Here is a 23,414-nt window from a genome sequence, read left to right as displayed (position 1 = left end):
CGCCCGCGCCCGCATGATCACGCGCCAGTGATGCGTTCGGTGCAAAATCCCTATATGACGCCGGTTCCGCTATTTCCTCCGCGCGCCCGAGTTCCAGAGCGATACGCCCATGACCAGCCTGAAGCAGATCCGTTCCACCTTCCTCGACTACTTCGCCGCCGACGGCCACGAGAAGGTGCAGTCGGCTCCGCTCGTGCCGCAGAACGACCCGACCCTGCTGTTCGTCAACGCGGGCATGGTGCCGTTCAAGGACTATTTCACCGGCGGCGCGGTCCCGCCCTACAAGCGCGCCACCAGCTCGCAGAAATGCGTGCGCGCCGGCGGCAAGCACAACGACCTGGACAACGTCGGCTACACCGCGCGCCACCACACCTTCTTTGAAATGCTGGGCAATTTCTCGTTCGGCGACTACTTCAAGGACCACGCCATCGAGAGCGCCTGGGGGCTGCTGACCAAGGAGTTCGGCCTTGACCCCGCCCGCCTGCTGGTCACCGTCTATCACACCGACGACGAAGCCTTCGACATCTGGAAGAAGGTCACCGGCTTCGCGGACGAGAAGATCATCCGCATCCCGACGGCCGACAACTTCTGGGCCATGGGCGACAGCGGCCCGTGCGGTCCGTGCACCGAAATCTTCTACGACCACGGCGACCACATCTTCGGCGGCCCTCCCGGTTCGCCGGACGAGGACGGCGACCGCTTCGTGGAGATCTGGAACAACGTCTTCATGCAGTACGAGAAGGAGAACGATCAGATCGTTCGCGACCTTCCCAAGCCCTCGGTCGACACCGGCATGGGTCTGGAGCGCATCGCCGCCGTGCTGCAGGGCGTCCACTCCAACTATGAAGTCGACCTGTTCAAGAGCCTGATCAACGCCTCGGAAGAGCTGACCTCGACCAAGGCCGAGGGCGAGCGCGCCCCGTCGCACCGGGTCATCGCCGACCACCTGCGCTCGACCGCCTTCCTGATCGCCGACGGCGTGACCCCGTCGAACGAAGGCCGGGGCTATGTCCTGCGCCGCATCATGCGCCGCGCCATGCGTCACGCTCACCTGCTGGGCGCGCAGGACCCGCTGATGCACCGTCTGGTGCCGACCCTGGTCGAGGAGATGGGCGAGGCCTATCCGGAACTGGGCCGCGCCCAGGCCTTCATCGAGGACACGCTGAAGCAGGAAGAGATCCGCTTCCGCACCACGCTCGGCCGCGGCATGAACCTGTTCGACCAGGCGACCGCCGACTTCAAGGCGGGCGACATGCTGGACGGCCAGACGGCCTTCACCCTGTACGACACCTACGGCTTCCCGCTGGACCTGACGCAGGACGAGGCGCGTCGTCGCGGCTTCAGCGTCAACGTCGACGGCTTCGAGGCCGCCATGGCCGAGCAGCGCGATCGTTCGCGCGAGCACTGGAAGGGCTCGGGCCAGACAGCCTCGGCCGGCGCGTGGCTGGCCCTGCGCGACCAGCACGGCGGCACCGAGTTCACCGGCTATGAGTCCGAAACCGGCGAGGGCAAGGTCCTGGCCATCGTCAAGGACGGCGCCGAGGCCCCCTCAGCGGCGGCGGGCGAAACGGTCGAGGTCCTGCTGGACAAGACCCCCTTCTACGGCGAGGGCGGCGGTCAGGCGGGCGACAAGGGCGCCCTGATCTGGAGCGGCGGCGAAGGCCGCGTCCTGGACACCAAGAAGCACGCGGGCGACCTGCACGTGCATACCGTCGAGGTGACTCAGGGCGCGCTGGCGACCGGCGCGGTCGTGACCGCCACGGTCGAGGAAGGCTCGCGTCCGACCACTCGCGCCAACCACTCGGCCGCCCACCTGGTGCACGCCGCCCTGAAGAACGTGCTGGGCCCCCACGTCGCCCAGAAGGGCCAGATGGTCGACGCCGAGCGCATGCGCTTCGACTTCAGCCACAACGCCCCGCTGACGGACGAGGAGATCGCCCGCATCGAGGACGAGGTGAACGCCGTCATCCGCCAGAACGCGCCGGCCACGACCGAGCTGATGACGCCCGACGCCGCCATCGCGGCGGGCGCCGTGGCCCTGTTCGGCGAGAAATACGGCGACGAGGTCCGCGTCCTCACCCTGGGCCACGCCCTGTCGGGTCCGGGCGCCTATTCGGTCGAGCTGTGCGGCGGCACCCACGTCTATCGCACCGGCGACATCGCCCTGTTCAAGATCGTGTCCGAAGGCGGCGTCGCCGCCGGCGTGCGTCGCATCGAGGCCCTGACCGGCGACGCGGCCCGCCGCTTCCTGCTGGATCAGGCCAATGTCGCCCGTCATCTGGCGCAAGGCTTCAAGATCCAGCCCGCCGAGGTCCCGGCCCGCGTCGAGGGCCTGCAGGCCTCGGTCAAGACGCTGGAGAAGCAGGTCGCCGAACTGAAGAAGCAGCTGGCGCTCGGCGGCGGCGCGGGCGCCAATGCGGCCCCGGAAGAGATCAACGGCGTCAAGCTGATCGCCCGCGTTCTGGACGGCGTGGACGGCAAGGGCCTGCGCGGCGTGGCCGAGGACTTCAAGAAGCAGCTCGGCTCGGGCGTCGTCGCCCTGGTCGGCGTCACCGACGGTAAGGCGGCCATCACCGTCGCCGCGACGCCGGACATGGCCGGCAAGGTCAATGCGGCCGACCTGGCCCGCGACGCCGTCATCGCCATGGGCGGCAAGGGCGCCGGCGGCAAGCCCGACTTCGCCCAGGGCGGCGCGCCTGATGGGTCCAAGGCCGAGGACGGCCTGAACGCCATCCGGGCCTCGCTGAAGGGCTGATCATCCTTAAAGGCTGAACGACAAAGGGCGGCGCATCCGATGCGCCGCCCTTTTTCTTTCCTCCCCATGCAATGGGGAGGAGGACCACGAAGTGGTGGAGGGGCTTTACGCCAGCGGAACCAAGCAGCCCCTCCGTCTCGTCGGCTGCGCCGCCGATCCACCTCCCCATTGCATGGGGAGGAGAAGCCTATTCCGGCGCCCCCAGATCGATCGCCGCCAGCTTCCAGCCGAACAGGTTGCGGCGCTTCATCAGCAGGGAGACCTGCTCGTCCGGCTGGTCGTCGCGGGTCAGGGTAACGGCGAAGGTGTCCAGGTCGCGATAGCCCCACGACTGGCGCACGCGCTTGTTCTCGGACTTCGGCTCCTGGGGCTCCGGGCGTTTGATCTCCGGCTTGGGCGCGCGGCCCTCCTGCACCATCAGGGCGATGGCCTGCGGGGTGACGAAGGCGTCGACCGCCCCGCCCACCAGGGCGGGCGCCAACAGCATCCCCAGCCCCGACAGGCCGCTGTCGCCGAGGCGTTTGTCCTTGCGCATCTCGACCATCATGCGGGCGTTCAGCTCGTCTTTCAGGCTGACGCGAAAGGCGGGAAAGTCGACCTGGCGCTCCAGCGCCCTTTCGTCGCCCGTCTTGGCCGCCTGGATCAGCGACCGAGCCGCCAGCAGGGGCGAGGCGGCGTAGGCGACCACGAAGACGGCCCCCGCCGCCAATCCTAGACGTATGATCAGTTTGCGGTTCATCGGCCCTCCCCTGCCTTACGAACGCGACGGGACGACGACGAAACGGCGCCAAAATCCCCAGGCGGATTAGGGACATGGATCACAGGCGGGTTCAATGCGTGTTTTCACGGGCTCTCGTTTCCAAGCGAACCTAACGATGGGATGAGGCAAACATCGACCACCGCTCATCCCGGCGGACGCCGGGACCCAGTACTTTGGCTTCAAGCATTCCGGATTGGCGGATAGGCGCAGCGTGGCGCTCTCACTGGATCCCGGCGTCCGCCGGGATGAGCGGAATAGGGAAGCGATACCGCCCAGCAAAAAGGCCCGCCGGATCGCTCCGGCGGGCCTTGATGTCTTAGCGGCTTCAGGCCGCGTCGGGTCGAGAAGGGCGGAGCCTTCTGACCGCGGCCGACTAAAAAGCCTTAACCAATACCCGGCAGGGCCTTCTTCAGGTTCTCGGACACCTTGTCCAGGAAGCCTTCGGTCGTCAGCCAGGACTGCTGATCGCCGACCAGCAGGGCCAGGTCCTTGGTCATGAAGCCCGACTCGACGGTTTCGACGACCACGCGCTCCAGCGTATCGGCGAACTCGGCCAACTGGGCGTTGCCGTCCAGCTTGGCGCGGTGCTTGAAGCCGCGCGTCCAGGCGAAGATCGAGGCGATCGAGTTGGTCGAGGTGGCCTCGCCCTTCTGATGCTGGCGATAGTGGCGGGTCACGGTGCCGTGGGCGGCTTCCGTTTCCATGACCTTGCCGTCCGGCGTCATCAGCACCGAGGTCATCAGGCCCAGCGAGCCGAAGCCCTGCGCCACGATGTCCGACTGCACGTCGCCGTCGTAGTTCTTGCACGCCCAGACGAAGCCGCCCGACCACTTGATGGCCGCGGCCACCATGTCGTCGATCAGGCGGTGCTCATAGGTCAGGCCGCGCTTCTTGAACTCCTCGGCGTAGTCGGCGTCGAACACTTCCTGGAAGATGTCCTTGAAGCGGCCGTCGTAGGCTTTCAGGATGGTGTTCTTGGTCGACAGATAGACCGGGTAGTTGCGCTGCAGGCCATAGGCGAAGGAGGCGTGGGCGAACTCGCGGATCGAGGCGTCCAGGTTGTACATGCCCATGGCGACGCCGGCGCCCGGCGACTTGTACACTTCGTGCTCGATCACTTCGCCGTCGTCGCCGACGAACTTGATGGTCAGGGTGCCCGGTCCCGGCATCAGGAAGTCGGTGGCCTTGTACTGGTCGCCGAAGGCGTGACGGCCGACGACGATCGGCTGGGTCCAGCCCGGCACCAGGCGCGGCACGTTCGAGCAGATGATCGGCTCGCGGAAGACGACGCCGCCCAGGATGTTGCGGATGGTGCCGTTCGGCGACTTCCACATCTTCTTCAGGCCGAATTCGGCGACGCGCGCCTCGTCCGGGGTGATGGTGGCGCACTTCACGCCGACGCCGTGCTTCTGGATGGCGTGGGCCGCGTCGATCGTGATCTGATCGTCGGTGGCGTCACGGCTTTCCATGCCGAGATCGTAATAGTCGAGTTCGAGGTCCAGGTACGGGAAGACCAGCTTGTCCTTGATCATCTGCCAGATGATCCGGGTCATTTCGTCGCCGTCGATGTCCACGATGGGATTGGCGACCTTGATCTTGGCCATGCTTACGCCTCTGTCTCTTAAATCAGGGAAGGAATTCGGTGCAGGGGATATAGCGACCCCCGCGCGCGGGCGCAAAGGGGACGAAAGCCGCACGGCCTGAACGGCGGACCGGAACGAAACGACGGCTTGGCCGCTTGGCTTCTTCACGGCTACGCTTGACGCCGCCGGTCGGTCAAAACGCATGGAACGCCTGATGACGCCTCGCCTCCGGTTCGCCGCCACCGTCGCCCTGGTCCCTCTGGCGCTGGCCGCCTGCAAGGGACAGGAGGCCGCAAGCGCGCCAGAGGCGCCGACGGCTCAGCCGCCCGCCGAGGCCGCCGTCGCCGCGCCCGCCGTACAGGGCGGCGCCCATCCGCCCAGCGTGACGCGCGAGTTCCGCGACTGGACGGCGATATGCGACAACACCAACCACTGCGTCGCCTTCGGATCGGCCGAGGAAAACATGGGCTTCGTCATGGTCTCCCTGGCGCCGGGCCCTCAGGCGCGGCCCGTCGTCCACATGGGCGGCTGGGGGCTGGAGGACGGACAGGGCGACGTCTACGCCGAGATCGACGGCCGCCGTTATGCCGGCAAGAATTCCAAGATGGACGAAGAAGGCGACGTCATCGCCTTCCAGACGCCCTCGGCCCAGCTTCTGCATGATCTGGGCAATGGCTCCTTCATGGCGCTGAGGCGCGGCGACGAGAAGATGAAGGTCAGCCTGGGCGGGGCCGCCGCCGCCTTCCTGTGGATCGACGAGCGTCAGGGACGACTGGGCACGTCCACGGCGCTGATCCGGCGCGGCGACCAGCCCGCGTCCGGCGTGCCCGCCGCCCCCGCCGCGCCGCGCGTGACGCTGGCTCCCGCCGTGGCTCAGAACGGGCTGCCTCAGGATGACCTGTCGCCGGCGGTGCTGGCGCACGCCAGGGTCAAGGAATGCCTGGCCGAAACCCGCCGGGGCGAACGGTTCGAGGCGGAGGTCGAGGTCGCCCGGCTGGCCGCTGACAAGCTGCTGTGGAGCGTGCCGTGCGGCGAGGGCGCCTATAACTTCAGCCAGGCCTATTTCCTCACGACGGCAGACGGGAACGCGCCTCAGCCGGTCGCCTTCCCCACGGCCGCGGGCAGCGAGCAGACCCTGGTCAACAGCCGTTATGATCCCAAAACCCGCACCCTGTTCGCCTTCGCCAAGGGACGCGGCCTAGGCGACTGCGGCCACATGGGAGTCTGGGGCTGGACCGGCGAACGCTTCGCCCTGCTGGAGGAGAAGGCGATGCCGACCTGCACCGCCATGCCTCAGGACCTGTGGCCATCCACTTGGCGCGCAACCAAGGATTAAGTCATGAAATTCATTGCACTTTCAGGCGCTATGGCCGTGGGCTTTCTGCTGATGGCGGGACTGCCCTCCGGCAAGGCCTCAGCCCAGACGCAATGCCCCGTCGGCACGGCGGCCGGTGCGGCGACCTGCGCGCCAGACGCCCCGCAGGGCGTGGACACCAGCACCATGGGCTATCGCGAACGTGTCGAGGGTCTGGGGGCCTTTGCGTTCAACACCGACACGGGCGCGGTCTATGCCTATGTCCTGCAGGGCCGCAACATCGACGCCGCCATGTTCAACGCCATGAGGAAATGCGAGCAGCCCGACCATGCCTGGGGCGTCAGCATGCGCGCGCCGACCGAACCCGACGCCAACTGTGCGCCGGTGGCCTCCTGGCGCAACGCCTGCTCGGCCGTGGCCTCTGGTCAGGTCGACGGCGTGACCCGCTATTTCTCAACGCCTGCGCGCAACGCCCGCTCGGCCCGCGCCGACGCCATCAGCCAGTGCCAGGCCAACGGCGGATCCGATTGCGCAATGGCCCACGACGCCGTCTGCACCTCGCGATCCACCCGCGTGACGCGTTACTGACAAGGCGGCCCACCGCCAAGGAAAAGGGCCGGAGGATAATCCTCCGGCCCTTCTTGTTTCTGGAAGGCGGTTAGCCGCGCATCCGTCCTTCCAGCACCGCCAGCGGCATGGAGCCGTCGCCCAGCACCTTGTCGTGGAAGGCGCGCAGGTCGAAGCCGTCCTTGGCTTGGGCTTCCTCGCGCAGGCGGGCGATGACGGTGTGACCGACCTTGTAGGCGCAGGCCTGGCCCGGCCAGACGCAGTAGCGGTTGATCTCGCTGTTCGAGGCGTCCAGCGGCTTGGCCCCGGAGGCCGCCATGTATTCGACCGCCCGTTCACGGCTCCAGCGCTCGGAGTGGATGCCGGTGTCGACCACCAGACGCACCGCGCGGAACAGATAGGACATCAGGAAGCCGACGCGACCCAGCGGATCGGTCGCATAGGCGTCCAGATCGTTGGCGGCCACCGCCTCGGCGTACAGCGCCCAGCCCTCGTTGAAGGCCGAGAAGCCGCCGGCGCGGCGCCATTGCGGCAGCTCGCCCGACTCGCGTTGCAGCGCCACCTGCAGGTGGTGACCCGGCGAGGCCTCGTGATAGGTCAGGGTCGGCAGGGCGAACTTCGGCCAGTTCCCGCTGTCGCGCAAGTTGATGTAGTAGGCCCCCGGACGCGAGCCATCCAGCGGCGGCCCCTGATAGTAGCCGCCCGGCGCGCCCGACTGGATCGACACCGGCACGCGGCGCACCTCCACGTGGGTCTTGGGCAGGCGGCCGAAGACGGCGGGCAGTTTCGGCTCCAGCGCGGCGACCTGTTCGTTCAGCCACTTCAGCAGCTCTTCCTTGCCCGCGTCGGTGTTGGGGAACAGCTGGGCCGGGTCCTTGTTCAGCGCCTGAACCCGTTCGCCGACCGTGCCCTGGGTCATGCCCTGAGACTTCAGGATGGCGTCGATCTCGGCGGTGATCTCGGCCACCTGTTCGACGCCCATGGCGTGGATTTCCTTGGCCGAGAGGGTTGTCGTGGTGTTCGACTTCAGCCCGGCGGCGTAGAAGGCCTCGCCGTCCGGCAGGCGCCACACGCCCGCATCGTGAACGGCCTTGGGACGGACCGCTTCCAGCGCCTCGATCTGACGGGCCAGGGCCGGTTTGACCTTCTCGTCCACCAGGGCGGCGGCGCGCGCGTCATAGCCCGACAGGTTCAGCGCCCCGGCCTTGCGGACCAGCGACTGGATCATGGCCATGTCGGCGGCGGGCGTGTCGCGCAGGGTGCGGATCTGCGGCAGCATCCGGTCGATGATGAAGTCCGGCGCGATCACGCCCAGACCGGCGTCTTCCTTGATCTTGTCCGTCTCGCCGTCCAGCACGCCGGCAAAGGCCTCCAGCCGCGACAGGAAGGCGTCGGCGCCGGCCGCGTCCTCGATGCGGTGCTGGTTGTCCATGAAGTCGGGCGTCGAGAAATAGGCGCCCGACAGCTGGGTCACGACATAGGGCGACGGACGGCCCGGCCCCGCGCCATAGTCGAAGCGCGCCGTCTGGGCCGACGTCTCGCGCCCGAAGGCGGCGATGGCGTAGTTCAATGCCCCGGCCTCGGACAGGCCCTTCTGGTCAAACGCCTTCAGTTCGTCCCAGCGTTTGATCGCCTTCTCGCGATCCTTGCGGATGGCGTCCGGTCCGGCCTCGCTGAGCTTGGACGACAAGCCCGCGCGGGCGTCCTTGTCCAGACCCAGGTTGGTGGCGCGCTCGGGCGCCTCGTCGATGTCGGCCTCGAACCAGCCGTCCAGCAGGGCGTTCAGGCGCGCGTCGGCGTCGCTGGCGGCGGCGGCGGCGCACTGGGCCAGCATGGGCGCTGCGGCGGCGGTCGCAGCGGCGCTCAGCAAGAGATTGCGGCGATTGATCATTCAGGTACTCCCCCCAAAAGAAGCCGCGCCGCGCCGGGCGTTGCTCCACACTCACGCTCAATGAAGGACCGGCGCGTCCCGAAATCCGGTCGCCGTCAGACCGGGGTCCAGGCGTTCATGGTCCGCTCCAGCACCGTCAGCGGCACGCCGCCCAGAGCCAGCCCCGTGTCATGGAAGCCCTTGATGTCGAAGCGCGGTCCCAGGCGCCGTTTGGCGTCTTCGCGCAGCTTGACCCAGGTGGTGTGGCCGACCTTGTAGCTGGAGGCCTGCCCCGGCCAGACGCAGTAGCGCTCGACCTCGGTGGCGATGCTGGATTCCTGATCGCCCAGCGTATCGACCATGTAGCGGATGCCCTGTTCGCGGCTCCAGCGCTTGTGGTGCAGACCCGAGTCCACGACCAGACGCGCGGCGCGGAACATCAAGGATTGCATGTAGCCGATCTGGCCAAAGGGATCGTTCTCATAGGCGCCGATCTCGTCCGCCAACTGCTCCGAATACAGGCCCCAGCCTTCGGAATAGGCCGAGAAGCCCATGACCTTCATCAGCAGCGGGGTGTCCGGCTGCTCCATCTGCAGGGCGATCTGGAAGTGATGGCCCGGCACGGCCTCGTGATAAGTCAGGGTCGGCAGTGTCCACTTGGGCCACTCCGCCGTGTCGCGCAGATTGATGTAGTAGGCGCCCGGCCGCGACCCATCCAGCGCCGGGGCCTGATAATAGCCGCCCGGCGCGCCCGCCTCGATGGCCTTGGGCACGCGACGGATGTCGCAGGGCGACTTGGGCAGGCGGCCGAAATAGTCCGGCATGCGGGCCTGCATGGCCGCCATCTGGACGTTCAACTCCTTCAGCAGCTCTTCCTTGGCCTCGTCCGTGTTCGGATAGACGAAGCGCGGATCCTTGCCGAGGGCGGCGATGCGCTGGCCGACCGTGCCTTGCGTCAACCCTTGCGCCTTCAACAGGCCGTCGGCGCGGGCCGAGATCTCGGCCACCTGGTCCAGCCCCATCTGATGCACCTCGTCCGGCGTCATCGAGGAAGTGGTGTAGTTCTTCAGCCCATAGCGATAGTAGGCCTCGCCGTCCGGCAGACGCCACACGCCGCCGTCGTGCGTCGCGCCCGCGCGCACCGCCTTCAGGGCGTCGGCCTGGCGTTGGATGGCGGGATAGACCTCTCGCGTCAGGATCGTCTGCGCCCGTGCGGCCCAGTCGCCGGGGATGTTCTTCTCGGCCGTGCGACGCGCGATCGACTGGCTCATGACCGAGTCGGCCACGGCCGTGCCGGTGATGGCGCCCATCTGCGTCAGGGTGCGGTCGATGACGAAGTCCGGCGGCACGGCCCCGGCGGCGTAGTCGATCTGCATCCGCTCGCGTTCGTCGTCCAGGCTGCGGGCGAAGTCCGACAGGCGCGACAGATAGGCCTCGGCGTCATCCGCCGCCTCAATGCGGTGCTGGCTGTCGAGGAAGTCGGGGATCTGCTGATAGGACCCGCCCAGCTGGCTGATCGTATAGGGCGAGGGGTACATGCCGCCGCCATAGGGGAAGGCGTAGCCTTCCATCACCGTCTCGCCGAAGAAGGTCAGGGAGTCGTGATAGATCTGCTCCTTGGCCGGCAGGGCGTTGCGGTCGATGGCCGCCATGTCCTTCATGGCGGCGACGAACTTGACCTTGTCGGCCTCGACCTTGGCCTGGCTGCGGTCGCTCAGCTTGAAGCGGGCCTCCGCCATCGGCCCCCGGTCCATACCCAGCATGGTCAGGGATTCCGGATCCGTCAGGAGCATCTCCTGCGCGATCCGGTTCATCAGGGCGTTGAAGTCGGCCGAAGCGGTCTGCGCCGCAGCGCCATGGGCAAGGGCGCGAACCGGGCCGACAGCGGCCAGCGCTCCCCCCGCGGCGACCGACATCAACAGGCGGCGGCGATCCATCATGAGCTTCCTCCCAAAAGCGATGGGCCGGGATGCTAGCGAAGCGATGGCCGCCCGCAAGGCTTGATCGTCGCCTTGCGGGTTAAGTCTGCGTCATTCGTCGTGCAAAAGCGCGCTCAGCGCGTCACGTGGGCCTTGATGCAGTCGCGCACGGCGCGCTTCAGGTCGCCCGGCGCGTTCGGCTCGTCCACGCCCTCGGCGGCGAAGACGGCGCGCACGGCGGCGTCCAGCCCCTTGGGCAGGGCGGCGATAACCTTCTTCTGCCCTTTTTCATGCAGGCAGAAGCCGACCTGGTTGCACAGGTCGGCGAACATGGAATCGAAATCGGGGGCGGCGTCGGTCATTTTACTCAGGCTTTCAGCCGCTTGGCGTGGAAGGCCACATGGTCGTCCACGAAGCTGGCCATGAAGAAGTAGGAGTGGTCATAGCCCGGCTGCATCCGCAGGGTCAGCCCCTGACCGGCCTTTTGCGCCGCCGCCGTCAGCAGATCCGGCTTCAACTGATCGGTCAGGAAGGTATCGGCGTCGCCCTGATCCACCAGAATGTCGTCGAACACGCGGTTTCCATCTGCATCTTGGGCCGCCCCGCCCTCGATCAGCAGGGCCGCGTCATGCTTGGCCCATTGCGTCCGATCCTCGCCCAGATAGGCGGTAAAGGCCTTCTCGCCCCAGGGACAGCGCGTCGGTGACGAGATCGGCGCAAAGGCCGAGACCGACTTGAACAGTTCCGGATGACGCAGCGCCAGCGTCAGCGCCCCGTGCCCGCCCATCGAATGGCCGAAGATCGAGCGCGTCTTCGTCGTCGGGAACTGGGCGTCGATCAGCTCGATCAGCTCGCCCGTGACATAGCTTTCCATGCGGAAATGCGGCGCCCACGGCGCTTGCGTCGCATCGACATAGAAGCCCGCGCCCTGCCCCAGGTCATAGGCGGCGTCGTCGGCCACGCCTTCGCCGCGCGGCGAAGTGTCGGGCGCGACGATGATGACGCCGTGTTCGGCGGCGGCCTTATAGGCGCCCGCCTTGGTGGTGAAGTTGTCCTCGGTGCAGGTCAGCCCCGACAGCCAGATCAGGACCGGGAACGGCCCCTCGCCAGCAGGCACAAAGACCGACAGCGTCATGGGCGTGCCCGTCGTCGCGCTGTCGTGCTTCAGATAGCGCAGCGTTCCGCCGTGAACGACGTGGCTCTTGACCGTTTCCATAAGCTCTACTCCTGAAGATCAGTCCGGCCAGACCTTGGCCATGAAGTCGTCGTCGAGGACGCCGCCGTCCTCGGAGAAATGCGCGTACCAGTCGCGCGGGATCGGGGCGACCGCGCCTTCGGGCGGGGCGCCGCCGCCCCAGGCGTCGAACTGCAGACCCACCAGGATCGGCCCTTGGCGCACGGGCGGCGCCTTCACGGCCTCGGCCGCGGCCGTCAGAGCCGCGACGACCTCCGGCTGCATCGGCGGCTCGCCGGTGACGACCCAGGCCCTGGAGCGTTCGCCCGGTTTGATCATCAGCAGCATCATGCCCGAGGCGCCCGTTTGCGTCGGCTGGGCCGTGGCGGCGGCGCTGACCGCCTCCTCAACGCGCAGAAGATAGGGCGAGAGGTCGGAAACCTCGATCCGCGCCTTCATCAGGCGGTCGGGCAGATAGAGCACCACCTGCTTGCGGACCCAGGCCGGCGCGGACGCTTCGGCCGGGGGCGGCGTCTCGCCCCCGCGCGGCGTGCAGGCGGCCAGCGCCGCGACCGCCGCAACGCTCATGATCGACACGATAGCCGCCCTGGTCTTCATCGCTTCAGCCCTCAGCCCGGCCGGTGAACGGCGCAGATCTTGTTGCCCGCCGGATCGCGCAGATAGGCCAGGTGCAGCACGCCGAAGGGGCTGTTGCGCGGGCCGGCCGGATCCTCGATCGCCACGCCGCCCGCCGCCACTCCGGCCTCGGCGAAGGCGACGACCGCCTCGGGACTGGCCGCCGCAAAGCCGATGGTGCCGCCGTTGGCGTGACAGGCCGCCTGACCGTCGCGCGGCTTGACCACGCCCAGCATTCCGCGCGGCGTCATATACCAGACGCCCGGCATCGGCGCTTCGCTCAGCGTGCCCGGCGGGTGGCCCAAGGCGCCCAGCACGGCGTCATAGAACTTGTGCGAAGCCTCGAGATCGTTGGCCCCCAGGGTGACGTGCGTGAACATGGTCTTCTCCCGATTGTGCTCCCGGCCGGCTGGCCGGGAGCCGCAAGCTAGGCGGCCTTAGTTTCGTTTGGCAACGCTCTTTTAGAAGACGATAACCGAACGGATGCTCTTGCCTTCGTGCATCAGGTCGAAGGCCTTGTTGATGTCTTCCAGGGCGAAGGTGTGGGTGATCATCGGGTCGATCTCGATCTTGCCGTCCATGTACCAGTCGACGATCTTGGGCGTGTCGGTGCGGCCGCGCGCGCCGCCGAAGGCCGAGCCCTTCCAGACGCGGCCGGTGACCAGTTGGAACGGACGGGTGGCGATCTCCTTGCCCGCCTCGGCCACGCCGATGATGATGCTCTCGCCCCAGCCGCGGTGGCAGGATTCCAGCGCCTGGCGCATGACGTCGGTGTTGCCGGTGCAGTCGAAGGTGTAATCGGCGCCGCCGTCGGTCAGGCGCACCACCTCGGCCACCACGTCGGAGACGTTCTTCGGATTGATGAAGTCCGTCATGCCGAAGCGACGGCCCCACTCTTCCTTGTCGTTGTTGATGTCGACGCCGATGATCTTGTCGGCGCCGACCATCTTCAGACCCTGAATGACGTTCAGGCCGATGCCGCCCAGACCGAAGACCACGCAGTTGGAGCCCGGCGTCACCTTGGCCGTGTTGGTCACGGCGCCCACGCCCGTGGTCACGCCGCAGCCGACGTAGCAGGCCTTATCGAACGGGGCGTCCTTGCGGATCTTGGCCAGGGCGATCTCGGGCAGCACCGTATAGTTCGAGAAGGTCGAGCAGCCCATGTAGTGGGCGATCGCCTGGCCCTTGTAGCTGAAGCGCGAGGTGCCGTCGGGCATGAGGCCCTTGCCCTGGGTCGCGCGGATCGAGGTGCACAGGTTGGTCTTGCGCGACAGGCACGACTTACACTGGCGGCATTCCGGCGTGTACAGCGGGATCACGTGATCGCCGACCTCGACCGAGGTTACGCCGGGCCCGACTTCCACCACCACGCCCGCGCCCTCGTGGCCGAGGATCGACGGGAAGATGCCCTCGGAATCCAGGCCGTCCAGCGTATAGGCGTCGGTGTGGCACACCCCGGTCGCCTTGATCTCGACCAGCACCTCGCCGGCGCGCGGCCCTTCCAAATCAACCTCGACGATCTCAAGCGGGCGTTTGGCTTCGAAGGCGACGGCGGCGCGGGTTTTCATGATCTTGATCCTTGGGAGGTCCCTAACGCTCGCCGCACGGCGGCTCGCTGCTTGAGGGACAGAAGGCTTGAGTAGTGATTTGCGTCCGTTCTACGCCCGTCGCGGCGGGGCGGATATGGCGACAACCGCAAAACATTATTGCCCTACTGCAACAATCATGATCGAACGTCCCCATGAGCCGATGGGACGGGATCGACGAATTCACCGCTGTCGCCGAACAGGCCAGCTTCTCGGCCGCCGCCAAGCGGCTGGGCCTGTCCACATCCGCCGTCAGCCGCGAGATCGCGCGGCTGGAGGATCGGCTGCAGACGCGCCTGCTTCACCGCACCACCCGCCGGGTCGAGCTGACCGACGCAGGCCGCGACTTCCTGGCCCGCTGCCGCCGCCTGATCGACGAACGCGACGAGGCCCTGGCCGCCGTCCAGCCCGACGATCAGGCCCCGCGCGGCCTGCTGCGCATGACCTGTTCGGTCTCCTATGGCGAGCGGTTCATCGCCCCCGCCGTCAACGCCTTCGCACGCCAGAACCCGGAACTGCGCATCGAGCTGGATCTGGACAACCGCCTGCGCGACCTGGTCGGCGACGGCTATGATCTGGCGGTGCGCTTCGGCCACCTGACCGACTCCCGGCTGATGGCGCGGCGGCTGGCCTCGCGGCGGCTGATCCTGTGCGCCAGCCCCGACTATCTGGCGCGGCGCGGCGCCCCGCGCGACCTGTCCGAGATCGCCAGCCACGACGGCCTGATCGGCTCGGCCGAGCACTGGCGCTTCACCGAGGCCGGACGCGAGGTCAGCCTTCGCCCCACCGGCCGCTGGCGCTGCAACTCCGGCGCGGCGGTGCTGGACGCGGCGCTGCAAGGGCTGGGCCTGTGCCAGCTGCCCGACTTCTACGTCGCCGAGGCGGTGGCCAGCGGCGCCCTCTTCTCCCTGCTGGACGAAGCCCGCCCGCCCGACGAAGGCGTCTGGGCCGTCCACCCCCACCCCCGCCACGTCCCGCCCAAGGTCCACGCCATGATCGACTGGCTGCACGAAAGTCTCGCCCAAAGGAGCCCCGCATGAACCTTGTCGTCCTGACCGGCGCCGGCGTCTCGGCCGAGAGCGGCGTGCCGACCTTCCGCGCCTCGGACGGTCTGTGGGAGGGACACCGCGTCGAGGCGGTGGCGACGCCCGAAGGCTTCGCGGCCAACCCGGCCCTGGTGCAGGACTTCTACAATCAGCGACGGCGACAACTGGCCACCGTCCACCCCAATGCCGCGCACCGAGCCTTGGCCGATCTGGCGGCGCGCTGGACGGGCGAGTTCCTGCTGGTGACCCAGAACGTCGACGACCTGCACGACCGCGCGCACGCGGACACGCCGCCCGCACCGGGCTTCGAGCTGATCCACATGCACGGCGAGCTGAAGAAGGCGCGCTGCACCGCCTCGGGCGTCGTCTGCGACTGGGCCGGCGACCTGGCGCCCGCCCACGCCTCGCCGCATCACCCGCGCGGCACCTTGCGCCCGCACATCGTCTGGTTCGGCGAGATCCCGCTGGAGATGGAGCGGATCGAAGCGGCGCTGGCGCGATGCGACCTGTTCGTCTCGATCGGCACCTCGGGCGCGGTCTATCCGGCGGCGGGCTTCGTCCAGCTGGCGCGTATGGCCGGGGCGCGGACGGTGGAGATCAACCTGGAGCCGACGCAGGGCGCGCGCCTGTTCGACGAGGGCGTCTACGGCCCCGCCAGCGAGACCGTGCCGGGGTTCTTCGGGACGCTGTAAGGCTCCCCCTCACCGTCATCCTCGGGCTTGACCCGAGGATCAAGGGAAGCGGTGCGCTCATGCTTTCCAACCGGCCGCAGGCGGACAACCCGATCCTCGGGTCAAGCCCGAGGATGACGGCGGATAAGAGAACACTACCCCCTCGGCCCGAACAGGATGATCGCGGCGCCGATCAGGCAGACCGCGCCGCCGATGAGGTCCCAGCGGTCCGGCGTCGTCTTCTCGACCAGCGCCATCCACGCCAGCGACGCGACGATATAGACCCCGCCATAGGCCGCGAACGCCCGCCCCGCCGCCTCGGCCGGGACCAGCGTCAGCAGCCACGCAAAGGCGATCAGGCTGAGCACGCCCGGCGCCAGCCACCACGGCGAACGATCCAGCTTCAGCCACGCCCAGAAGGCGAAGCAGCCGCCGATCTCGGCCAGGGCCGCCAGGGGATAGACGAGGGCGAGCTTCACTCCCCCTTCTTCGCCGCCGCCTTCTCGGCCGCCAGCTTGGCCAGCACCCGCCCCCGCCCTTTAGAAAGGGCGTGGATGGCGCCGCGCATGGTGGCGACCTCCTGCTCGGTGAAGGCGGCGCGGCCCAGCATGACGCGCAGGTTCTGGCTCATCGAGCGCTTCTTCTCGGGCGGATAGAAGAAGCCGCCGTTGTCCAGCTCCGCCTCCAGATGCTCGTACATCCCCAGCAGCAGGTCGTTCGACGCGGGCGGCTCGCCCTCGCGGAAACGCGGCGGCGGGGCGTCCAGGATCAGGGTGCGCCACTCATAGGCGTTGATCGCCACCGCCTGCGCCAGGTTCAGCGAGTGGTGCTTCGGGTCGATCGGAATCGTCGTGATCCCGGCGCACAGGGCGATGTCGCCGGTCTCCAGCCCCGCCCGCTCGCCGCCGAACAGCAGACCGGTCTTCAGGCCCGAAGCCGTGTCGTCATAGAGGATGCGGGCGCTCTCACGCGGGGTGCGCACCGGCTGGCGCGTCTCGCGCGGGCGGGCGGTGGTGGCGAAGACGGTGTGCAGATCGGCGATGGCCTCAGCCACGCTGTCGAACACCTTGACCCCGTCCAGCACCCAGTCGGCGCCGGACGCCGTGGCCCAGGCGCGCTCCTGGGGCCAGCCGTCGCGCGGGCTGACCAGGCGCAGCTCGGACAGGCCGAAATTGGCCATGACGCGGGCGACCGCGCCGATATTGTCGGCCATCTGGGACTTGTCGAGGACGACGACGGGAGGGGTGAGTTCGCTCATGCGCGCTGTGTAATCCTTCTGCCCCGGCGCGAGAAGCGCGCTTGCCTCCTTCTTCGCCGCGCCCATATCCCCGGGGACACCTCCTGTTTCCGAAAGCCGCCGCCATGACCGCGCCCGCCTCCAAGCCGCTGAAGATCGACTTCGTCTCCGACGTCATGTGCCCGTGGTGCGCCGTGGGGCTGGGCGGGCTCGAACAGGCTTTGGAGCGTCTGGAGGGCGAAGGGATCGCCGCCGACATCGCCTTCCAGCCGTTCGAGCTGAACCCCGACATCGCCCCCGAAGGCGAGAACATGGGCGAGCACCTGGCCCGCAAATACGGCTCCACCCCCGAACAGTCGGCCGCCAACCGCGCCGCCATCACCGCCCGCGCCGCCGAGGTCGGGGTCGAGATGAACTTCCGCGACGACAGCCGCATGTGGAACACCTTCGACGCCCACCGCCTGCTGCACTGGGCCGGTCTGACCGCGCCGGACAAGCAGGCGGCGCTGAAGCACGCCCTGTTCGCCGCCCACTTCACGCAAGGCCGCAACGTCTCGGACGCCGGCGTCCTGACCGAAGCCGCCGAGGCCGCCGGGCTGGACCGCGCCGAGGCGGCCGAGGTGCTGGCCTCGGGCCGCTACATGCAGGAGGTGCGCACGGCGCAGGCCTTGTGGCGCGCGCGAGGCATCACCTCCGTCCCCGCCGTGGTGGTGGAGGACAAATATCTGATCTCCGGCGGCCAGCCGACGCAGGTGTTCGTCAACGCCCTGCGCGAGATCGCGGGCAAGGCCTAGTTTCCTTCTCCCCTTGTGGGAGAAGGTGGACGGCGAAGCCGGACGGATGAGGGGTGGCGACGCCGTGTCCGCCCCATGTATCGGCCGGTGAGCGACCCCTCATCCGGCCCTTACGGGCCACCTTCTCCCACAAGGGGAGAAGGATCGGGAAAAACAGAGTCCAATTCGTCTGAATCGTCTGAAATCACCGCCCGCCCTTCCGGCGTCAGGCGGGCGCTGAGGGCGGCGAGGCGGGCCTCGACGGCGCGGCGGCCCAGCAGGTCGTCGGGGGCCAGGCGGGCGGCGTCGCGAGCGACGGCGGCGACCGCCTTCATGTCGGCTTCCAGCGTGTCGAGCGGGTCCGGTTCGGGCGCAGGCGGCGGGCTTCCCGGCTCGGCGGCGGCCAGCAGGGCCGGGTCGGTCAGCGCCCGCCAGGTGCGCAGCCACGACGCCGCCTCGGCCGCCCGGCCGCGCCGCACCGCCCGGTTCAGCCGCATCAGGGCCTGAGCCGCCATCGCCGCCAGATCGGGGGCGTCCGACGCCGCATCCTCGACCGGATCGTCCTCGTCAGGCCAGGTGTCGGGGTCGCCCGCGTCGCAGCGGCGCCAGCCCTCGCGCGCGGCGCGGGACCGCAGCGTCCCCAGCTTCAGCCCATAGCGGTCGCAGACGGCCTCGGCCGTATCCCCGGCCAGATAGTCGCGCCGCGCCGCCGCCCAGGTCGCCTCGGAGCGCACGCGATAGCCGTCCCGCGGCGCCGGGTCTTCGTCGTCATGGCCGCGCAGGGCGTCATCATAGTTTGGAGGGGGCGTCTCGGCCCGCTCGGCGGTCGAGGGCCGCACATGGTCGGGGATGTAGGTGGTGTCGCCGTACTCGTCCTGCTCCCACCGGCCGGAGGCGATGATGCGCGGCGCCTCCTCATGCCAGTGTTTCTCGGGCCAATCCTTCTCGGACCAGTCCTTCTCCCGCCCGCCCGAAGCCTGATCGTCCATCGCGCCGCCTCCTGCCTGAAAGGCGGAGGATGCAGGACGGGTGCGTCAGGATCGGACGGGGAGCCGCCTCTTCCTTTCGTCATCCTCCGACGAGCGGAGCGAGATCGGGGGACCCAGCGGCGCCGTAGGCGATCTTCGTGGCGGGCGCGGCGCGTGGCCGTTTCGCGCTCTCGCGCGCCGCTGGGTCCCCCGGTCTGCGCCGCGAAGTCGCGGCTTGCCGGAGGATGACGAAAGGAAGGGGCGGGACACCTCGTCAGGATTGACGAAGTGAAACTTCTCGGCGCGTTCGCGCAGGAAACCGTTGATGAAGGTGGTCTTCCCGGTGCCGTTCGGCCCTGCGAGGAGGACGGGGGTGGGCATAGGTCCGCTCTCACGAGCTCAGAGCACAAACCTTGGCCATATTTAAGAGGTGTGCTATAATGAGAATAGTGCCCTCGCTGCGCTTATGCAGCTAGGGCACCGTGGACTGGGAAGTCCGTATCGAGCGACCTCATTTCTACATGGGGGATGCGTCGCTTTCCAGTCCAGTTCAGCACCGCCTTAACAAACTGAATTGGAAAGAAAAATCTATGAACGAAGTAACTCTCGGCACCAAAGAGGCGCAGCTCGAATTGAGCTTGGAAGTAGCGGTTGAGCAGGAAATTAATGGCGTCGGAATGGGCGTCCTCTCTGACGGCACTCCCTATTTGAACTTGCGCGGCCTCGCATCCATGTGCGGCGTCGATCACTCACAAATCGTAAGAATTACAAACGACTGGGATGCCGTCCCGATCAAGCCTCGCGAAGCCAAGATTCGAGAATTGGTTCGAGTGCAGGGAGTAGACGACAGCGTTGCATTTCAGGCTGTGCTACGCGCTGGCACGATCCACCACATCGTCCCCGGCCCTGTTTGTATGGCCGTCCTTGAATATTACGCATTCGAGGCGCGAGGCGAAAATGACCAAGCTGCCAAAAGCTACCGCGTATTAGCTCGAAAGGGTTTCAACGATTTCGTTTACGCCCAAGTCGGATACAATCCCGATGGAACGTCAAAGGTAGCGTGGAAACAATTTCATGACCGCGTCACGCTAAACTATCACCAGGTTCCAGATGGTTATTTCAGTGTCTTCAAAGAGATATCTGACATTATCGTCACGCTTATAAAGCAAGGCATTGAGCTTGGAGATAAGTTTATTCCGGACCTCAGCATAGGCCAGCACTGGGGTAGGCACTGGTCGAGCGGCAACCTGGATAACGTGTACGGGTCGCGCACGAAGGTGCCGCATTACTACCCATCGAACTTCCCCCAAGCGCTTTCAAATCCGCAGGATGCGTGGGTGTATCCGGATGAAGCTTTGCCTGAATTCCGTTCTTGGGTTCGAAAAACCTACCTGCCGGACAAGATGCCTAAGTATCTGAGCACGAAGGTTGCCGATGGATCTGTGGGCGGGTTGAAGGCGCAACAGGCGATAGCAGCGTTAAGCCCGAAGCTAGTGACCGCCGCCAAGCCGGCGCCGCGGTTAAAGTAGGGAACTAGGGTGTAGCGGCCCGGCCACCTTCAGTCGGGCCGCTACTGCCGTCACGGTGAACTACGCGTAAAAAGCTGCCAGTTCTTACACCTTCACCTCAATCTCCCCGCCCCCGGCCCGGAACTTCGCGCTCATCTCGGCCATGCCCGCCTCGGCGTCCGTCAGGCTGGCGCCCGCGTCGTTCTGAGCCTTGGCGGCGTCGCGGATGTCCTGGCTGATCTTCATGCTGCAGAACTTGGGGCCGCACATGGAGCAGAAGTGGGCGGTCTTGTGCGCCTCCTTCGGCAGGGTCTCGTCGTGGAATTTGCGGGCGGTCTCGGGGTCCAGGGAGAGGTTGAACTGGTCTTCCCAGCGGAACTCGAAGCGGGCTCTGGAGAGGGCGTCGTCGTGGGCGCGGGCGCCGGGGTGGCCCTTGGCCAGGTCGGCGGCGTGGGCGGCGATCTTGTAGGTGATGACGCCGTCCTTGACGTCCTGACGGTCGGGCAGGCCCAGGTGCTCCTTGGGCGTGACGTAGCAGAGCATGGCCGTGCCGAACCAGCCGATCATGGCCGCGCCGATAGCGGACGTGATGTGGTCGTAGCCGGGGGCGATGTCGGTGGTCAGCGGGCCAAGCGTATAGAAGGGCGCCTCGTGGCAGTGCTTGAGCTGCTCGTCCATGTTGGCCTTGATCTTGTGCATCGGCACATGGCCGGGGCCTTCGATCATGACCTGACAGCCCTTGGCCCAGGCGATCTTGGTCAGTTCGCCGAGGGTGCGCAGTTCGGCGAACTGGGCCTCGTCGTTGGCGTCGGCGATGGAGCCGGGGCGCAGGCCGTCGCCTAATGAGAAGCTGACATCATAGGCGCGCATGATGTCGCAGATGTCCTCGAAATGCTCGTAGAGGAAGCTCTCCTTGTGGTGGGCCAGGCACCACTTGGCCATGATGGAGCCGCCTCTGCTGACGATGCCCGTCACGCGCTTGGCCGTCATCGGCACGAAGGGCAGGCGCACGCCCGCGTGGATGGTGAAGTAGTCCACGCCCTGTTCCGCCTGTTCGATCAGGGTGTCGCGGAAGACTTCCCAGGTCAGGTCCTCGGCGACGCCGTTCACCTTCTCCAGCGCCTGATAGATGGGGACGGTGCCGATGGGGACGGACGAGTTGCGGATGATCCAGTCGCGGATGTTGTGGATGTTGCGGCCCGTCGACAGGTCCATGACGTTGTCGGCGCCCCAGCGGGTGGCCCAGACCAGCTTGTCCACCTCGTCGTCGACGCTGGACAGGACGGCCGAGTTGCCGATGTTGGCGTTGATCTTCACCAGGAAGTTGCGGCCGATGATCATCGGCTCGACTTCGGGGTGGTTGATGTTGTGCGGGATGATGGCGCGGCCGCGGGCGATTTCCTGACGCACGAACTCGGGCGTGACGAAGTCGGGGATCGAGGCGCCGAAGTCCTCGCCGTCGCGGATGCAGGGCGCGTTCTGCTCGCGGCGCAGGTTCTCGCGGATGGCGACGTATTCCATCTCGGGCGTGATGACGCCCGCCTTGGCGTATTCGTACTGGGTGACGGGGCGGCCGGGGACGCCCTTGAACACCTGATGGTTGGAGGTGTCGAAGCGGGGGGCGAGGTGTTTGCCGCTGGCGTGGCCGTTGTCTTCGGGTTTGACCTCGCGAGGGTTGGCGACGGGGGCGATGTCGCCGCGATCCAGCTGCCAGCTGGATTTGACCTTGGGCAGGCCCTTCTTGATGTCGATCGTCACGGCCGGGTCGGTGTAGGGGCCCGACGAGTCATACATCGTCACCGGCGGCTCATTGGCCGAGGGGTGGACGGCGACCTCGCGGAAGGGGACGCGGATGTCGGGGAAGAGCTCGCCCGCGACATAGACCTTGCGGCCGCCCGCGCGAGGGCCGGTGGGGATGGTGCCGTGCTCGGCGGCGACTTGTTGGCGCGCTTCGCTGAGAGGGAGGCTATCGCTCGCGACGCGGTCGCTCGCTGCTTGAGCCTCGGTCGGCGTTTGGGTGTCGGTGACGTGGATATTCATTGTGGCGGCCTCCTGCGAGAAGAGGTCCGCCGGCGCGGTATGAGCGCCTTCGGGCGCCGGACTTCGGGCGTCGAAAGCGGTGAACTCGTCCCTTCGCCGGCATGACCCGGATCAGGTTCGACGGGTCAGGCGCCTACGCCAATCTCAGCCGCTCGATCGCGACCCCCCGGAGAACATCCGCAGGTTAGCCTGCCCCAGCGACAAGGGCAACCGGAGGGAATTCTTACGCGGCCTGACGGCCGCGGCGCAGGTGCAGGGCCGCTCCGCCCGCCAGGAGACTGCCGAACAGGATCAGCGCCCATTCGGTCAGGGTGGGGACTGCGGCAGGGGCGCCGACAATGATGTCGGTGTCAGTGGCCGCGTTGTCGGCAGGGTTGGGATCAGGCGTGTCCGAAGACACCGTCACGGTATTGGACACCGTACCGGTCGCCGAACCGGACAGGACGGTTTCAAATCTGAAGTAGGCTGTTCGCCCAGCCGCTAAGGTGGGTATGTTGCAGACGATTGTCTCGCCTGGAACGTTATACGCGCCTGCAGAACAGGTCCCGTACGCGGGCGAGTCTAAATTCAGCCGCGCTAGGGTGCTCGGCAGGGCGTTGGTCAGGACGACATTGCTCGCGGCATCAGGGCCCAAATTGCTGACTGGGATGCTGTATTCCGAGAATCCGCCGCTTAATCTCTGGCTTCGGAAATCGGTTATGGTGACGGCCAGATCAGCGCTCTGGGCGGCGGCGGTCGTCGCAGCCACAGAAAGCAGGCCCGCAAAAAGCAGTCCAGAACAACGCATACGCCCCACCCAACAACAACGCCGAACGGGTCTCATGCAGGTGCAGCAGGGTCAACGGCCAAGCTAGGTTCGGCGACAAGAAAAATGACGAACCCTGAGTTTTCGGTGTCGCGCGGTGAGGCGGCCTGAAGGCGGCGAAGCAGCGGCAAGAGGGAGAGAGGGGGCGGCCCGGCTTCTCAGTCGGGGGGGCGTTAAGGCCGGGCCGCCACAGACTTCGTC

At 67.2% G+C, this 23,414-nt stretch carries 21 protein-coding genes and 1 riboswitch; of the genes, 7 read left to right on the top strand and 14 right to left on the bottom strand.

Annotated elements, in window-relative coordinates; all coding sequences use genetic code 11:
* Positions 1-109: 109 nt before the first annotated feature.
* Positions 110-2,755, top strand: coding sequence for an alanine--tRNA ligase (gene alaS / locus DA69_RS00560; RefSeq protein ID WP_025977966.1), 2,646 nt, complete (start codon positions 110-112; stop codon positions 2,753-2,755).
* A 187-nt stretch (positions 2,756-2,942) separates the two neighbouring features.
* On the opposite strand, the gene DA69_RS00555 is transcribed toward alaS, so the two are convergent.
* Together DA69_RS00555 and DA69_RS00550 are read right to left on the bottom strand one after the other, a co-directional pair.
* Complete coding sequence (locus tag DA69_RS00555; protein ID WP_025977967.1) at positions 2,943-3,494, bottom strand: DUF2939 domain-containing protein; 552 nt, start codon at positions 3,492-3,494, stop codon at positions 2,943-2,945.
* 404 nt (positions 3,495-3,898) lie between these two features.
* The gene (locus DA69_RS00550; RefSeq protein ID WP_025977968.1) at positions 3,899-5,119 is read right to left on the bottom strand and encodes an NADP-dependent isocitrate dehydrogenase; all 1,221 of its coding nucleotides are present in this window, start codon (positions 5,117-5,119) and stop codon (positions 3,899-3,901) included.
* A gap of 193 nt (positions 5,120-5,312) precedes the next feature.
* On the opposite strand from DA69_RS00550, the gene DA69_RS00545 reads away from it, so the two are divergent.
* A complete protein-coding gene (locus DA69_RS00545; RefSeq protein ID WP_029972631.1) occupies positions 5,313-6,434 on the top strand; it encodes a DUF1176 domain-containing protein in 1,122 nt (373 codons plus the stop codon).
* Positions 6,435-6,437: 3 nt separating this feature from the next.
* Positions 6,438-7,001, top strand: coding sequence for a DUF4189 domain-containing protein (locus DA69_RS00540; protein WP_082891397.1), 564 nt, complete (start codon positions 6,438-6,440; stop codon positions 6,999-7,001).
* A 70-nt stretch (positions 7,002-7,071) separates the two neighbouring features.
* Here the strand turns inward: DA69_RS00540 and DA69_RS00535 are convergent, their stop codons facing one another.
* The 7 genes from DA69_RS00535 to DA69_RS00505 form a co-directional block, all read right to left on the bottom strand.
* The gene (locus tag DA69_RS00535; protein ID WP_025977971.1) at positions 7,072-8,871 is read right to left on the bottom strand and encodes a DUF885 domain-containing protein; all 1,800 of its coding nucleotides are present in this window, start codon (positions 8,869-8,871) and stop codon (positions 7,072-7,074) included.
* A 95-nt stretch (positions 8,872-8,966) separates the two neighbouring features.
* Complete coding sequence (locus DA69_RS00530) at positions 8,967-10,790, bottom strand: DUF885 domain-containing protein (RefSeq protein WP_025977972.1); 1,824 nt, start codon at positions 10,788-10,790, stop codon at positions 8,967-8,969.
* Between the two features lie 113 nt (positions 10,791-10,903).
* Entirely contained in the window at positions 10,904-11,131 is a 228-nt protein-coding gene (locus tag DA69_RS00525) for a hypothetical protein (RefSeq protein WP_025977973.1), read from the bottom strand.
* Between the two features lie 5 nt (positions 11,132-11,136).
* Complete coding sequence (fghA, locus tag DA69_RS00520) at positions 11,137-11,985, bottom strand: S-formylglutathione hydrolase (protein ID WP_025977974.1); 849 nt, start codon at positions 11,983-11,985, stop codon at positions 11,137-11,139.
* A gap of 18 nt (positions 11,986-12,003) precedes the next feature.
* Positions 12,004-12,561 carry a hypothetical protein gene (locus tag DA69_RS00515; RefSeq protein ID WP_025977975.1) on the bottom strand — a complete coding sequence of 186 codons (558 nt, stop codon included), beginning with the start codon at positions 12,559-12,561 and terminating at the stop codon, positions 12,004-12,006.
* An 11-nt stretch (positions 12,562-12,572) separates the two neighbouring features.
* Complete coding sequence (locus tag DA69_RS00510) at positions 12,573-12,959, bottom strand: VOC family protein (RefSeq protein WP_025977976.1); 387 nt, start codon at positions 12,957-12,959, stop codon at positions 12,573-12,575.
* 81 nt (positions 12,960-13,040) lie between these two features.
* On the bottom strand, positions 13,041-14,147 hold the full coding sequence (locus tag DA69_RS00505) for an S-(hydroxymethyl)glutathione dehydrogenase/class III alcohol dehydrogenase (RefSeq protein ID WP_025977977.1): 1,107 nt from the start codon (positions 14,145-14,147) through the stop codon (positions 13,041-13,043).
* Between the two features lie 173 nt (positions 14,148-14,320).
* On the opposite strand from DA69_RS00505, the gene DA69_RS00500 reads away from it, so the two are divergent.
* Together DA69_RS00500 and DA69_RS00495 are read left to right on the top strand one after the other, a co-directional pair.
* Positions 14,321-15,205, top strand: coding sequence for a LysR family transcriptional regulator (locus tag DA69_RS00500; RefSeq protein WP_064108261.1), 885 nt, complete (start codon positions 14,321-14,323; stop codon positions 15,203-15,205).
* Positions 15,202-15,903 (top strand): NAD-dependent deacylase, encoded by a 702-nt coding sequence (locus DA69_RS00495; RefSeq protein WP_025976864.1) that lies wholly within the window; start codon positions 15,202-15,204, stop codon positions 15,901-15,903. Before DA69_RS00500 ends, DA69_RS00495 begins: the two co-directional genes overlap by 4 nt.
* A 134-nt stretch (positions 15,904-16,037) precedes the next feature.
* Here the strand turns inward: DA69_RS00495 and DA69_RS00490 are convergent, their stop codons facing one another.
* Both DA69_RS00490 and DA69_RS00485 read right to left on the bottom strand, forming a co-directional pair.
* Complete coding sequence (locus DA69_RS00490; RefSeq protein WP_025976865.1) at positions 16,038-16,361, bottom strand: YnfA family protein; 324 nt, start codon at positions 16,359-16,361, stop codon at positions 16,038-16,040.
* Positions 16,358-17,140 (bottom strand): RNA methyltransferase, encoded by a 783-nt coding sequence (locus DA69_RS00485; protein ID WP_025976866.1) that lies wholly within the window; start codon positions 17,138-17,140, stop codon positions 16,358-16,360. Before DA69_RS00485 ends, DA69_RS00490 begins: the two co-directional genes overlap by 4 nt.
* Positions 17,141-17,244: 104 nt before the next feature.
* Here DA69_RS00485 and DA69_RS00480 point away from each other — a divergent pair, with 104 nt between their 5' ends.
* Positions 17,245-17,913: a DsbA family oxidoreductase gene (locus DA69_RS00480; protein ID WP_025976867.1), complete on the top strand. Its 669-nt coding sequence runs from the start codon at positions 17,245-17,247 to the stop codon at positions 17,911-17,913.
* Between the two features lie 110 nt (positions 17,914-18,023).
* Here DA69_RS00480 and DA69_RS00475 read toward each other — a convergent pair whose 3' ends face one another.
* Complete coding sequence (locus tag DA69_RS00475) at positions 18,024-18,881, bottom strand: hypothetical protein (RefSeq protein WP_025976868.1); 858 nt, start codon at positions 18,879-18,881, stop codon at positions 18,024-18,026.
* A gap of 461 nt (positions 18,882-19,342) precedes the next feature.
* Here DA69_RS00475 and DA69_RS14180 point away from each other — a divergent pair, with 461 nt between their 5' ends.
* Entirely contained in the window at positions 19,343-20,389 is a 1,047-nt protein-coding gene (locus DA69_RS14180) for a hypothetical protein (protein ID WP_201105625.1), read from the top strand.
* 84 nt (positions 20,390-20,473) lie between these two features.
* Here DA69_RS14180 and thiC read toward each other — a convergent pair whose 3' ends face one another.
* On the bottom strand, positions 20,474-22,408 hold the full coding sequence (gene thiC / locus DA69_RS00470) for a phosphomethylpyrimidine synthase ThiC (protein WP_235599182.1): 1,935 nt from the start codon (positions 22,406-22,408) through the stop codon (positions 20,474-20,476).
* A 70-nt stretch (positions 22,409-22,478) separates the two neighbouring features.
* Positions 22,479-22,587, bottom strand: a riboswitch (TPP riboswitch).
* Positions 22,588-22,631: 44 nt separating this feature from the next.
* Complete coding sequence (locus DA69_RS14175) at positions 22,632-23,195, bottom strand: IPTL-CTERM sorting domain-containing protein (protein WP_167349620.1); 564 nt, start codon at positions 23,193-23,195, stop codon at positions 22,632-22,634.
* Positions 23,196-23,414 lie beyond the last annotated feature (219 nt).

Source organism: Brevundimonas naejangsanensis, from assembly GCF_000635915.2.
In the GTDB taxonomy this organism is placed as follows: domain Bacteria; phylum Pseudomonadota; class Alphaproteobacteria; order Caulobacterales; family Caulobacteraceae; genus Brevundimonas; species Brevundimonas sanguinis.
This window is presented reverse-complemented; position numbering and strand designations above follow the sequence as displayed.